The sequence below is a fragment of the Helicobacter pylori genome (genome assembly GCF_014496485.1).
Lineage (GTDB): Bacteria > Campylobacterota > Campylobacteria > Campylobacterales > Helicobacteraceae > Helicobacter > Helicobacter pylori_DD.
The window spans coordinates 25,187-39,228 of record NZ_JACTAX010000007.1; the positions used below are offsets into that span (position 1 = coordinate 25,187).

The window sequence follows — 14,042 nt, forward strand, 5'->3', positions numbered from 1 at the left end:
GAAATGCAGTTTTTACATGCGCATCTTTTAAGTGTGGTGATCTTTTTCCCCATGCTGAGCGCGCTATTAGCGTTCTTTATGAGCGATCAAGCGAGCAGAGCGTATGCGATTGTCATCGCTTTGATTGAGTTGTTATTAATCTTGTTGTTGTGGCATGGGTTTGATATTCAAACAGCCGGCATGCAGTTTGAAGAAATGAAAGAATTAGTCTATCAAATTGGCGTGAATTATCATGTGGGTGTTGATGGCATCGCGCTCTTTTTGTTGCTCTTAAACGCTATCGTGGTGTTATTGTCCGTGATTTATGTCAAAGAGCGTCGTAAAGACTTTGCGATTTGTCTTTTATTGCTAGAGGGGATTTTGATGGGCGTGTTTTCTTCTCTTAATGTGATCTTTTTCTACGCTTTTTGGGAAATCTCGCTCCTGCCGGTTTTATACCTCATCGGTCGTTTTGGCCGTAATAATAAGATCTATTCTGGCATGAAGTTTTTCCTCTACACCTTTTTAGCGTCATTGTGCATGCTTTTAGGCATTTTATACATCGGGTATGACTACGCCAATAATTACGGCATGATGAGTTTTGATGTTTTAGACTGGTATCAGTTGAATTTTTCTAGCGGGATTAAAACCTGGCTCTTTGTGGCTTTCTTAGTAGGGATTGCGGTTAAAATCCCACTCTTTCCCTTACACACATGGTTGCCTTATGCGTATTCTAACGCTCCTACTTTAGGCTCTGTCATGCTTTCAGCCTTGCTTTCTAAAATGGGGACTTACGCCTTATTACGCTTCTTGCTCCCGCTTTTTCCTGAGCTTTCAGAAATTTATTTAACCCCTATAGCCATTGTGGCACTATGCATGATCATTTATGGAGGTTTTTTAGCTTACGCTCAAAAGGATTTAAAAACCCTCATCGCTTATAGCTCGTTCTCGCACATGGGAGTCGTGGTGCTTGGGGTTTTTTCTTTCAATGTTGAAGGGATTTCAGGGGCAGTATTTATGATGTTTGCGCATGGTATTATCGTCATGGGATTATTCTTGCTCGCTGGCATCTTAGAAGAACGCACCAGCAGTTTAGAAATCGCTCGCTTTGGATCGATCGCTAAAAGCGCTCCTGTTTTTGCCGCCTTTTTTATGATTGTTTTAATGGCGAATGTGGGCATGCCTTTAAGCATTGGCTTTGTGGGAGAGTTTTTAAGTTTGTTAGGGTTTTTTGCCACTTACCCTCTTTTGGCTATCATTGCCGGAACAAGCATCATTCTATCAGCGGTTTACATGCTCACTTCATATAAAGATGTTTTCTTTGGTAATTTGAAAGCCGGGAACAATCAAATCAGCGTGTTTGAAGATTTGAACGCTCGTGAGGTAGGGGTTTTAAGCGTGATTTTAGCTTTGATTTTAATTTTAGGGATTTATCCTAAAATGCTTTTAAAACCGATTGAGCAAGGCTCTAAGCAGCTTTTAGAGGTGATAGAAATCCGCTCGCTCCCCTTTTTAGGTTCATTGGACACTAAGATAAAAGAGGTCTCTTATGTTAATAGATAGTCTCCACATCTCTTTTGATAGCTTTAATTTTGAGAGCATTTTGCCCATGCTGGTGTTGGTGTGTGGGGGGATTTTCACGCTCTTAATCAACGCTTTCACTTCCAGGTTTTCACGCAATTTGAATGTGTTTTTATGCATGCTCTTTTTGGTTTTGGATTTTTTGGTGGTTTTAGGGTTAGAAGAACAAGAAAACGCCTTTTTTGGGTTTTTGAGCTTGGATACGCTCTCGCTCATCTCTCAAAGCATTGTCTTGATTTCAGCCTTTTTGCTCATTTTCTTAGCCCTTTCAAAAGAACGCTTCAACGAATTTCAAACCGCTGAATTTTATTCCTTATATTTGTTTATTGTTGCTGGCTTTCAGTTCATGGTTTCAAGCAACCATTTGTTGTTAATCCTTATCGGGTTAGAGACAGCGTCCTTACCCCTTTGTGTGTTAATGGCGTTGAGCGACAAACGCTACGGCTTGGAAGCAGGGATCAAATATTTCACTATGGGAGCGATGGCGAGCGCGTTTTTTGCTATGGGGGCGATGGCTTTTTACTTGCTCACAGGGAGCTTGAATCTTGAAGTCATTACCCTATACTTGCACACTGAGGGCGTTACAAACCCCATGCTCTTTGCGATGGGCGCTATTTTTTTGATTGGAGCGATTGGCTTTAAGGTTTCTTTAGTGCCTTTCCATACCTGGATGCCTGATGTGTATGAGGGCAATAACCCAGTCTTTGCAAGCTATATTTCCATTGTGCCTAAAATCGCTGGCTTTGTGGTAGCGACTCGCCTTTTTGGGGCGTTTATAGACACCCGCATCGCTTGGGTAGAAGACATTTTTTATGTTTTGATTCTTATGACTATCACCATCCCTAATTTCATTGCTTTATGGCAAGAAGATGTCAAAAGAATGCTCGCTTACAGTTCCATTTCGCATTCTGGGTTCGCTTTAGCATGCGTGTTTATCCACACTGAAGATAGCCAACAAGCGATGTTTGTTTATTGGTTCATGTTCGCCTTCACTTACATTGGGGCTTTTGGCCTTTTATGGCTCTTAAAAAGCCGGGAAAAAACATGGGATGAACGCTACGATCACCCTTATTCCAAATTCAACGGCCTTATCAAAACCCACCCTTTAGTGGCGATCTTGGGCGCTATTTTTGTTTTTGGGCTTGCAGGGATCCCACCTTTTAGCGTGTTTTGGGGGAAATTTTTAGCCGTTGAAAGCGCGTTAGAGAGCAATCACATTCTTTTAGCGGTGGTGATGTTAGTCAATAGCGCGGTGGCCGCGTTTTATTATTTCCGTTGGCTCGTGGCGATGTTTTTCAATAAGCCCTTGCAAGCCCAAGGCTACGCTCAAAACGATATTTACACCCAAAACGCTACCATGCCCATTTATGCGGTCATTATTGCTATGGCGTTAGCGTGCTTGTTCTCTGTTTTTATGATGCGAGGGCTTTTAGAGTTTGTGGCTTAAGTCAAAAATCTTTCTTTTAATGGGCTTGCTCTCCCATTCGCTCAACGCCTTAAGCCTCACTCTCACGCAAGGCAAAGAAGGGGGGGAAGATTTTTCGGTTTTAACCTTACGACACAATAAGGCGTTTTCTTGTTTTTATACCAATGAAAAACCGCCAAGCGGGATTGAAGCCTCTCTATCCATTATACACGCTAAACGCCCCATAGAATGCGTGATAGACTCCATTCCTAAGGAGGGTTTTACCCCTTTAGAAAACGCTTTTTTCAATATCACCTATTCTATGCGCCAACAACAATTCATTTTACACATCAAACCCAAAGTGATGCGAAGGCTCACCCTTTTTTCTTTTGACAGGGATTATAAAAAAGCGATCCCCCTTTTTGTGGAAAACGATCCTAAAGCCAAAATGTGGCAAATCATAGGCTATGATCAAAATATCCCTTTTTTGAGCGAAAAAGACAACGCTCAAAAAGGCTTGAATTTCCCCATTATCATTAAAGACGCTCAAACCCCTATCATTCAAGAACTGGATGTGAATAACAAACCCCTACTCACCACAAAGGGCTATGATTTAAACGCTTATTTAGAGGCTAAAAAACAAATGGATTCGCAAGCCTATTTTGACGCTTTACGAACGATTAGTCGCGCGTTTAAAAACTACCCTCAAACGATGTTTAAAAAAGATTTGTATTTATTAGAAATTATCGCATTAGGCCAATTAGGCATTAAAAAATCCTTACTCATAGATATTGGCACCCAATGGATTAAAAATTACCCGACTGATCCTAATATCCCTGAAGCGCTATACTATGTCGCCAAAGCTTTAGATGAAAATAATAATTACAAACAAGCCGTGCGCTATTACAAACGAATCCTTTTAGAATACAAAAACTCCCGCTACGCTCCTTTAGCCCAAATGCGTTTAGCCATTGAAGCGGCTGAAGGCTCTGATTTGAGCAGCACTAACATGCTTTTCAAAGAAGCTTTTTCTAACGCCAAAGACAAAGAGAGCGCGAGTGAAATCGCGCTTAATTGGGCTGAAGCAGAGATAAACTATCAAAACTTTAATAACGCTAAATACCTCATTGATAAGGTGGTTCAATCCAACCCAGATTATATTTCTACGCATAGCGAATCAGCCCTAGACTTGCTCAAGTTATTGAAAAAAAACCAGATGAATGCAAGCGCGATTGAGATCGCTCACTTGCTCCTCAATCAAGACGATGACTTGAAAGCTAAAGAGCAAGCGCTCTATGATTTAGGGGCGTTGTATGCAAGGATCAAGGACTTTAAGAACGCCCACCTTTACAACCTGCAATATTTGCAAGATCATGCGGAATTGGATAAAGCTTCTGTCGTTAGAGCGCGCGATGAAAAAGCCCTTTTTTCCATGGAAGGGAACACGCAAGAAAAAATCGCCCACTACGATAAAATCATTCAAAATTTCCCTAATTCTAATGAAGCCCTAAAAGCTTTAGAATTGAAAGCCCAACTCTTGTTTGACAATAAGCGCTATGCTGAAGTGTTAGGCATGCAAAAAAATTTGCCTAAAGATTCTCCTTTAATCCAAAAAACGCTCAATATCCTTGCTAAAACCCCATTAGAGGATCATCGTTGCGAAGAAGCTTTAAAATACTTATCCCAAATCACAGCCTTTGAATTTACCCCCAAAGAAGAAATCCAAGCCTTTGATTGCTTGTATTTCGCATCGCTTAAAGAAAAAGTGCAAATTATTGCCCTAAACGCTTTAAAAACAGCTAAAACCCCTAGCGAGAAATTAATATGGCTTTATCGTTTGGGGCGCAATTACTACCGCTTAGGGGATTTTAAAAATTCCACTCTGGTCTCTAAAGACGCTTTAACTCTCGCTCAAGGCTTAAACAAAAAAGAATTTTATGATATTGCTTTTGTTTTATTTTCAGATTACATGCAAAACAATGAAAAAGAATTGGCCCTCAATCTGTATGCGTTTTTAGAAAAGCATTTCAAAGACGATAAACGCATGGCGTTGGTTTATTTTAAATTGCTAGAAAATGAAAAAGATCCTAAAAGCGTCAAAATTTATGCCACAAGCTTGCTCAAACTCCAAGACGCTTACAAGGACTATTCTTACACGCCCTTTAGCGAATTTGCTCTCATTGACGCTTACAGAACCACCAAAGACTATTCAAAAGCGTTAGAAACGCTAGACAAACTCTTAAACCGCAGGCTTTCTTTAGAAGATCACCAAAAAGCCTTATACTTGCAATCCAGCTTATTGGATTTAACCAACCAAAAAGCAAAATCCAAAGCCAGTTTAGAAAAATGCGTTCAGTTAAAACAAAAAGATCAAACAAACGCATGGCAAAATTTATGCGAACAGGGTTTAAATTTATTCAAAAACAAGGAGTCATGAATGGACATTAGCATTTTTAGAGAATACGATATTAGAGGCATTTACCCCACCACTTTAGATGAAAATACGGCTTTTAGTATCGGCGTGGAGTTGGGGAAAATCATGCGAGAATACGATAAAAGCGTGTTTGTAGGGCATGACGCAAGGGTGCATGGGCGCTTTTTGTTTGAAGCTTTGAGCGCGGGGCTGCAATCAAGCGGCTTGAAAGTGTATGATTTAGGGCTAATCCCCACACCGGTAGCGTATTTTGCGGTCTTTAATGAAATAGACAATATCCAATGCCCTAATTCCATCATGATCACTGGCTCTCACAACCCCAAAGAATACAACGGCTTTAAAATCACGCTCAATCAAAACCCGTTTTATGGCAAGGACATTCAAGCTTTAAAAGACACGCTTTTAAACGCAAAGCATGAAATAAAACCCCTAAAAGAAACACCAGAGAAAGTCAATGCCCTAGAAGCGTATCAGCGCTATTTGATCAAGGATTTTAAGCATTTAAAAAACCTTAAATACAAAATCGCCCTGGATTTTGGTAATGGCGTGGGAGCGTTAGGGCTAGAGCCGATTTTAAAGGCTTTAAACATTGATTTTAGCAGCCTTTATAGCGATCCTGATGGGAATTTCCCTAACCACCACCCAGACCCTAGCGAAGCGAAAAACTTAAAAGATTTAGAAAAACACATGCAAGAAAACGCTATTTTGATAGGCTTTGCTTTTGATGGCGATGCGGATAGGATTGCGATGCTAAGTTCTCATCATATTTATGCGGGCGATGAATTAGCGATTTTATTCGCTAAACGCTTGCATGCTCAAGGCATCACCCCTTTTGTGATAGGCGAAGTCAAATGCTCTCAAGTGATGTATAACACGATTAATACTTTTGGTAAGACGCTCATGTATAAAACCGGGCATAGCAATTTAAAAATCAAACTCAAAGAAACCCATGCGCATTTTGCGGCTGAAATGAGCGGGCATATCTTTTTTAAAGAGCGCTATTTTGGCTATGATGACGCTCTTTATGCATGCTTAAGGGCTTTAGAATTATTGCTTGAACAAAGTCCAAGCGATTTGGAAAACACCATTAAAAACCTCCCCTATTCCTACACCACGCCTGAAGAAAAAATCGCCGTGAGCGAAGAAGAAAAATTTGAAATCATTCATAACCTACAAAAAGCGCTTAAAAACCCGCCAAGCCATTTCCCTACAATCAAAGAAATCATCAGCATTGATGGCGTGAGGGTGGTTTTTGAACATGGTTTTGGGCTTATTCGTGCAAGCAACACCACCCCGTATTTAGTCAGCCGCTTTGAAGGCAAGGATGAAACAACAGCGTTAGAATATAAAAGGGCGTTGCTCAGTTTGTTAGAGAAATAAGGCTCTAAACCAGTCAATACCAATTAAGTCTTATTTGGCTTAATAAACGCTTTAAGTTTTAAAAAAGATCAAAATAACTTAAAGCTAACAGCCATGTCTTTCTAAAAAGATTTGTGAGTAAGCCCCCTAGTTATCCAAAAATTGAACGCTATTTAAGCTAAGCCTAAGCCTATTATAATGAAAAGTTTTAAGTTAATCGTAAAGGATTTTAATGGATAACAACAAAAATAACAACAAAAACGCTTCTCATCTCACTCACGAAATGAAAAAGGAACATGGGGGTCTTGCAAAAGCAAGTGAAAAAGCTGAAATGCAACCAATCTTGGAAGCACTATACTATGTGGCTAAAGAAGAATCTGAAGGATATAAACAAGCAGCTGAAGGATATAAAAAGGCACTTGAAGCAAAAGAAAAGATGGATGAAATCGTAAATGCTTTAAAAACAATCAACCATGACAATAACATAATAGACATAGAATCCGAAGACGAAAAGGACTAAACAATCAATAGTTTTTTAGAAGTATTATAAAAAGCTTATGGCTTGGTATGTATAAAAATTAGCCTTTTTTATTATCAAAATACCTGCGATTTTAAGCCGCTATCAACCACACTATAAGGTTACTTTTATATTATTGTTAGGCTTATGGCGGTACTTTCTACTCTAACGCCATAATAACGCGCATGCAATAAAACCTGATGATGATTGTTAGTCTATAATCTTTAATTTTTTGACGCAACAAAGCCTAAAAGCCTTAAAAAATCATTCCTCCTATAAACCCTTTAATTTTTTCTAGCATGGCGTTTTCATTGTTTAAATTTTCTTCTATGATTTTGACTAACGCTGAGCCGCAAATCACGCCATCAGCACCCATGCCTTTAGCGTTTTTGATGTGTTCTTTTTTGGAAATGCCAAAGCCTAGTAAGGCGGGGGTAGGGCTAAAGGTTTTTAAGGTTTTAATAATAGCGCTTGCATCATTTTCTAAAGTATGGCTCGCCCCTGTAACCCCACTCCTGGCTAAAGTGTAGATATAGCCTTGCGAATGCGTAGCGACTTGTTCTAAATCTTTATCACTCGCATTAGGGCTGGCGATAAAGATTTGTTTGATTTGGTGTTTTTGAGCGGATTTGATGACTAATTCTTTTTCTATTAGGGGCATGTCCGCTATTAAAACGCTATCCACGCCGCATTCTTTGATTTGAGCGTAAAAGCCATCAACGCCGTAAGAAAAAATGAGATTCGCATACGCTAAAAGCCCTATGGGAATGTGGGGATTGTAATCTCTGAGCGCCCTTAAAAGCTGGAAATTTTTAGCCATGCTAGCGTGTTTTAACGCCCTTAAATGGCTCGCTTGTATGGTAACGCCATCCGCTACAGGGTCTGAGAAAGCAAAGCCCAATTCTAAAGCACTCACACCGCTATCAATTAGGGTTTTAATGATTTCAAAACTCCATTCATAATTGGGATCGCCCAAGGTTACAAACGGGATAAACGCCATTTTTTCTTGTTTTTTTAAGGTTTCAAACATGTTTTGATACCTCATTTTAAACCTCCTTTTAAAGCGTTATAAACGGTGTTTAAATCCTTATCCCCCCGACCGCTTAAATTCACTACGATAATCTTTTCTTGCACGCATTTTTGAGCGAGTTTTAAAGCATACGCTAAGGCGTGTGAGCTTTCTAGCGCCGGGATAATGCCTTCTTTTTGGCACAACAACCTGAAGGCTTCTAGCGCTTCAATATCGCTTGCACTTTCATAAACCGCACGCCCACTTTCTTTTAAATAGCTGTGTTCTGGCCCCACCCCTGGATAATCAAGCCCAGCGCTAATGCTGTGGCTTTCTGCAATCTGGCCTTCATCATCTTGCAAAAGATAGGTTTTATTCCCATGCAAAATCCCCACACGCCCCTTATTCAAAGTCGCCCCATGTTTATTAGTCTCTAGCCCTAAACCGGCTGGCTCTACGCCTATGAGTTTGACCTCTTTATCATTTAAAAATGCGCTGAATATCCCTATAGCGTTAGACCCCCCTCCAACGCATGCGATTACATAATCAGGCAAGCGGTTTTCTTTTTCTAAAATCTGGCTTTTAACCTCATCGCCTATCATTTTTTGAAAGGTTTTAACCATTGTGGGGTAAGGGTGCGGCCCAGCGGCTGTGCCTAGCAAATAATGCGTGTCCTTGTAACTGCTCGCCCAATCTCTTAAGGCCTCATTCACGGCGTCTTTAAGCGTTGCGCTCCCTGAATTAACTTCTCTCACTTCAGCGCCCAATAAGCGCATTCTAAAAACATTCATTTCCTGGCGCTTGATGTCTTTGCCTCCCATAAAAATCACGCACTTTAAGTCCAATAACGCGCAAGCGATAGCCGTTGCAACGCCATGCTGACCAGCGCCCGTTTCAGCAATAATCCTTGTTTTCCCCATTTTTTTCGCTAAAAGAGCCTGCCCTAAGGCCTGATTAGTCTTGTGCGCCCCGCCATGGATTAAATCCTCTCGTTTTAAATAAAGCTTGACTTTAGGGTTAGAAACGATATTTTGACACAAGGTTAAAGGGCTAGGACGGCCCACAAAATCCTTTAAAAGACGAAAATACTCTTTTTGAAATTCCTCATCTTTCAAACACGCATCAAACGCCTGTTCTAACTCTCTTAATGCAGGTACTAACAACTCTGACACAAAACTCCCTCCAAACTCCCCAAAATACGCTTTTTGATTCATCTTAATACTCTCTTAAAATTCGGGCTAATTGCTTGATTTTACCCTTATTTTTAATCCCAGGGCTTATTTCCAAACCTGAATTGAAATCCAAACCCAACGCTTTAACTTTCAAGGCTTTTTGAATATTATCCAAATTAAGCCCACCAGCTAGCATGAAAGGCGTTTTGGCATTTTCTAAAATTTCCCAATCAAAACTCACGCCATTGCCTCCCATTTTATCCCCCTTAGTGTCGTATAAGATTAGAGAGGCCTCTTTAGCTTTAGGCGCTAAATCTTTAGCGTTCATCACGCTCACTGCTTGCCAGATCGCACAAGTTTTAGGGAGCGATTTTTTTAATTGAGCGATTTCTTTTTGCGAATAGCCATAAAGCTGCACCGCTTTTAAATCAAGCTTTTTAGCGATTTTTTGAATTTTTTTAATCTTATCTTTCACAAACACGCCCACAAAATCCAATTTTTTAACCGCTTTTGTGATTTTTAGGGCTTTTTTAGGCTTGATGTATCGGGGCGAAGATTTTTCAAAAATCAAACCCCCATAAATGAAATGGTTTTTATAAACGGCTTTAGCGTCTTTAATTTTTGTAAGCCCGCACACTTTATTTTCGCCTAAAATCAATTTAATGCACGCTTTTTTCAAATCCTTTTCTTTCATTAAAGAGCTGCCCACCAAAAAGCCATTCACATAAGGGGCTAGGGCTTTGATTTGTGTGTGCGAATGAATACCGGACTCACTCACCACGAGCGCGTCTTTAGGCAAGAGAGAGCGTAATTTGAGCGTGTGGTTAATATCGGTTTTTAAGGTGTGTAAATCCCTGTTATTGATGCCTATAATGTCGTATTGGAGTTTGAGCAAGCGCTCAATTTCTTGCTGGTTGGAAACTTCAGTTAACACGCTCATGTTTAAGGATTTGGCGAGGTTGAAAAGCTCTAAATAATTTTTATCATCTAACGCGCTTAACATTAAAAGCACCGCATTCGCCCCCATCATTCTAGCGAGTTTGATTTGAAAAGCATCAATGATAAAATCTTTACACAAAATAGGCTTGGTGGAATGCTGCGAAACGATCTTAATGTTTTCATAAGAGCCTAAAAAATATTTAGAATCAGCTAAAACTGAAATACAGGAGGCAAATTTTTCATAAGTCTTGGCTATTTTTAACAGATCAAAATCTTTTCTGATTAAACCTTTAGAGGGCGATGCTTTTTTACATTCTAAAATAAAGCTTGTCCTTTTTTCCAATAACGCTTTTTTAAAATCCCTATCGCTTGGAGTTATGTTTGCGGGCAAGGTGTGATTTTTTTTAAGATCAGAGACTTCTAGGAGCTTGTCTTTAAGGATGTTTTCCAACACGCTAGGCATGGCTTAGTCTTATGATTTTTTGCAAATGCGCATAAGGCGCTTTGGTTTTTAAATGCTCTAAAGTCATGCTCACGCCCTCTTTTAAATCTTTAGCCTTATGGCTTAAATACAACAAACTCGCCACATTCGCCACAACCACCATTGTATGCGAATTTTTGCCTTTATTTTCTAAAATATCTAAACATGCTTGAGCGCTTTCTTTGGCGTTTTCAATCTGTAATTCTTTCAAATCATAGGGGGGTAAATCAAAATCTTTAGCGCTCAAGTCATACTCTAAAATTTCGTTATTTTTCAATTCACATGCATGCGTAATGTCATGCAACACGATTTCATCTGTCCCCCCTCCATTAACCACCATCGCCCTTTTAACGCCCAAAGCCTTTAACGCTAGCGCCATAGTCTTGCACAAGGATTTGTCATACACGCCTAAAAGCTGGATTTTTGGCCTTAAGGGGTTGATTAAAGGCCCTAAGCAATTAAAAATCGTTTTAGTGAAAAGCTCTTTTCTTAAAGGGGCGGATTTTTTAAAACTTTGATGGTATAAAGGCGCGAATAAAAACCCAAAATGCGTTTGTTTGAAACAATTTTCTAACTGCGTGGGATTCATTTCAATATTCACGCCTAAATTTTCCAACAAATCCGCGCTCCCGCTATGACTAGAAACGCTCCTTGATCCGTGTTTGGCCATAGATAATCCCATAGAGCTGGCAATGAGCGCGGCAATCGTGCTGATGTTGATCGTTTTTAACCCATCGCCCCCTGTGCCGCAATTGTCTATTAAATCCAAGCCGCTATCAAAAGGCTTAGGGGCATGCTCTAAGAGCGTGGTTGCAGCAACGCTAATCTCCTTAAAACTCTCGCCCTTGATTTTTAAAGCGCATAAAATGGCCCCAAGTTGCACTGGGCTTACTTTTTCGTTGACAATAAGAGTGAATAACTTTTGGACTTCTTTATCGCTTAAGTCTTTTTGATGATAAAGAGCGTTTAAAATCTCTTTCATGATAACTCTCTTAAAAACCCCACGCTTTGCTCTAACAACGCCCTCCCTTGTAAAGTCATGATGCTTTCAGGGTGGAATTGATAGGCTAAAATTTTATCTTCTTCATTGATAATGGCCATAGGGATATTGTCATGTTCGGCGATCACTTCTAAATTTTTAGGCAATCCGCTTGCCATTAAAGAATGGTAACGCCCCACCACCATGCTTTCCCCTAAACCTTTAAAAACGGCATGCTTTTTGAGCGCGATAGTCGTCGCTTTGCCATGCACGATTTCTTTACTCCTTATGATTTTAGCCCCATAGCTTTGCGCTAAAGCTTGCAAGCCCAAACAAACCCCTAAAATGGGGAATTTCTTTTTAGCCATTGCAATGATTTTTAAAAGATTGCCTGAACTATTAGGGTTACCAGGCCCGGGCGAGATGAACAATAAGGGGGTTTTTGATTCTTTTTTCATCAAATCCATAAGGTAATCAGGCTCAATATCGTTTTGATAAACGGCCACTTCATAACCCAAACACTCTAACTCATACACCAAATTATAAGAGAAGGAATCAAAATTGTCTATAAAAAAGATTTTCATGAGATGGTTTTCCTGATCGCATCAATAAGGGCTTGCGCTTTGGCTCTTGTTTCATTCGCTTCGTTTTGCGGCACGCTGTCTAACACGATACCGGCTCCTGCTTGGATCAGCGCCCTATTGTTTTTGACAAAACATGAACGGATAGTGATGCAAGAATCCATAGAACCCTCGCTATTTAAATACCCCACGCTCCCCCCATAAGAGCCTCTCCTTTGCTTTTCTAGTTGGTAAATGAGCTTGATCGCAGAAATTTTAGGCGCCCCGCTAAGCGTGCCGGCGTTCATAAAGCTCCTGTAAGCATGCAAACTATCGCACCCTTTTTTCAATTCCCCCACAACCCTTGAGACTAAATGCATGACATTGGAATACTTATCCACTTTTAAAAGCTTGTCGCAATAGCGCTTTTTTGAAACTCTGGCCATGTCGTTTCTGGCTAAATCCACTAGCATGATGTGTTCAGCCCTTTCTTTATAGTCGTGTTGCAAATCAAATTCCATTTTACTATCCAAATCGTAATCAATATTCCCTTGCTTGTCTTTGCCCCTTAAACGAGTGCCAGCAATGGGATAAATTTCAGCCGTATTCATTAGGGCGTTGTATTTTAAAGCGCTCTCAGGGCTTGCCCCAAAAAGGATAAAATCGCTGTCTTTAATATAAAACATATAAGGGCTAGGGTTAGAGAGCTTTAAATGGTAATACGCGCTCAAACCCTCCAAGCACTCCATATAAAAGCTACGCGACAACACCGCTTGAAAAATCTCGCCCTTTTTGATTTCTTCTTGTAAGGATAGCACTCTTTTTTCAAACTCGCTATCATCACAACTAACGCTAACTTCCGTGCTTTGCTTAGCTTTTTTAGGGATAAAATCGCTTTTGATGTTTTTAGCCAACTCTTTTAAATCCTGTAATTCTTTAGCTATCTCTGTTTTAAAGCGTTCATCAAAACACGCCCCCAAAATTTCAGCGCTTTTTTCTTTATGGTCTATGATGATCAAATTTTGCGCGACATAAAAAATAAAGTCATGCGCGGTGTTGTCTTGTGCTTTTAAGTTAGGTAAATCTTCAAAAAAATTGAGCATTTCAAAAGAAAAAACACCCGCGCTTAAAAGCATAAAAGGGTGTTTGGGTTTTGTTTTAACGCTTTTAAAAAGCCCCCTTAAAGCGTCAAAAGGGCTAGGCTCAAAGAGTTTTAAAAACTCATCTTGCGTTTTTTTATTTTTGGTGTAGGTTAAAATTAGGGCATTGTCTTGTATAGGCGTTTTAAAAAACGCACTCAGTTTTTGCAAAAACGCCCCGCCATTAGGCGTTAGGCTAGTGATCGTTACGATATTGTGGTTGCAAATTAGCTTCAAACAAGCTTTAGCCATTAATAGGGATTTGGTGTGCGCTTTGCTCTCAATCTCAGCGCTTTCAAAAAGCAAGGTGTGCTCGCGCTCTAATTTTTCATAAAGAGCTAGGGGGTAGGGAATATAAGGGGCTTTTTCTATGAGACTGATCATCAATTTCTTTACGCTAAAAATAAACTTGTATTTTACAAGAAATAGATAAATGGGCAATAAATTAATAGCCTTATAGAGTCTGCAAGGGCTAATCTAACTTAAAC

General features: G+C 39.9%; 11 protein-coding genes. 5 read left to right on the forward strand and 6 right to left on the reverse strand.

The window, feature by feature from the left end:
- The first annotated feature begins 3 nt into the window (after nt 1–3).
- The 5 genes from IC572_RS04835 (at nt 4) to IC572_RS04855 (ending at nt 7,278) form a co-directional block, all read left to right on the forward strand.
- Nucleotides 4–1,542, forward strand: coding sequence for an NADH-quinone oxidoreductase subunit M (locus tag IC572_RS04835; protein ID WP_187855250.1), 1,539 nt, complete (start codon nt 4–6; stop codon nt 1,540–1,542).
- Nucleotides 1,529–3,007 (forward strand): NADH-quinone oxidoreductase subunit NuoN, encoded by a 1,479-nt coding sequence (gene nuoN / locus IC572_RS04840; protein ID WP_187855251.1) that lies wholly within the window; start codon nt 1,529–1,531, stop codon nt 3,005–3,007. The genes IC572_RS04835 and nuoN overlap by 14 nt, the downstream gene beginning before the upstream one ends.
- Nucleotides 2,997–5,402, forward strand: a complete 2,406-nt coding sequence (locus IC572_RS04845) for a DUF7494 domain-containing protein (protein ID WP_187855252.1) — start codon at nt 2,997–2,999, stop codon at nt 5,400–5,402. The genes nuoN and IC572_RS04845 overlap by 11 nt, the downstream gene beginning before the upstream one ends.
- Nucleotides 5,403–6,779 carry a phosphomannomutase/phosphoglucomutase gene (locus IC572_RS04850; protein ID WP_187855253.1) on the forward strand — a complete coding sequence of 459 codons (1,377 nt, stop codon included), beginning with the start codon at nt 5,403–5,405 and terminating at the stop codon, nt 6,777–6,779.
- Nucleotides 6,780–6,990: 211 nt separating this feature from the next.
- On the forward strand, nt 6,991–7,278 hold the full coding sequence (locus tag IC572_RS04855; RefSeq protein ID WP_187855254.1) for a hypothetical protein: 288 nt from the start codon (nt 6,991–6,993) through the stop codon (nt 7,276–7,278).
- 253 nt (nt 7,279–7,531) lie between these two features.
- On the opposite strand, the gene trpA is transcribed toward IC572_RS04855, so the two are convergent.
- From trpA to trpE, 6 genes are read right to left on the reverse strand one after another with little or no spacing between them, the layout of a single operon-like run.
- Nucleotides 7,532–8,320, reverse strand: a complete 789-nt coding sequence (gene trpA / locus IC572_RS04860) for a tryptophan synthase subunit alpha (protein WP_187855255.1) — start codon at nt 8,318–8,320, stop codon at nt 7,532–7,534.
- Nucleotides 8,317–9,498: a tryptophan synthase subunit beta gene (trpB, locus tag IC572_RS04865; RefSeq protein WP_187855256.1), complete on the reverse strand. Its 1,182-nt coding sequence runs from the start codon at nt 9,496–9,498 to the stop codon at nt 8,317–8,319. The genes trpA and trpB overlap by 4 nt, the downstream gene beginning before the upstream one ends.
- A gap of 1 nt (nt 9,499) precedes the next feature.
- Nucleotides 9,500–10,858: a bifunctional indole-3-glycerol-phosphate synthase TrpC/phosphoribosylanthranilate isomerase TrpF gene (trpCF, locus tag IC572_RS04870; RefSeq protein WP_187855257.1), complete on the reverse strand. Its 1,359-nt coding sequence runs from the start codon at nt 10,856–10,858 to the stop codon at nt 9,500–9,502.
- The gene (gene trpD, locus IC572_RS04875; protein WP_187855258.1) at nt 10,851–11,858 is read right to left on the reverse strand and encodes an anthranilate phosphoribosyltransferase; all 1,008 of its coding nucleotides are present in this window, start codon (nt 11,856–11,858) and stop codon (nt 10,851–10,853) included. Before trpD ends, trpCF begins: the two co-directional genes overlap by 8 nt.
- Complete coding sequence (locus IC572_RS04880) at nt 11,855–12,439, reverse strand: aminodeoxychorismate/anthranilate synthase component II (protein WP_121013794.1); 585 nt, start codon at nt 12,437–12,439, stop codon at nt 11,855–11,857. Before IC572_RS04880 ends, trpD begins: the two co-directional genes overlap by 4 nt.
- Nucleotides 12,436–13,938, reverse strand: coding sequence for an anthranilate synthase component I (trpE, locus tag IC572_RS04885; protein WP_187855259.1), 1,503 nt, complete (start codon nt 13,936–13,938; stop codon nt 12,436–12,438). The genes IC572_RS04880 and trpE overlap by 4 nt, the downstream gene beginning before the upstream one ends.
- Nucleotides 13,939–14,042: the final 104 nt, after the last annotated feature.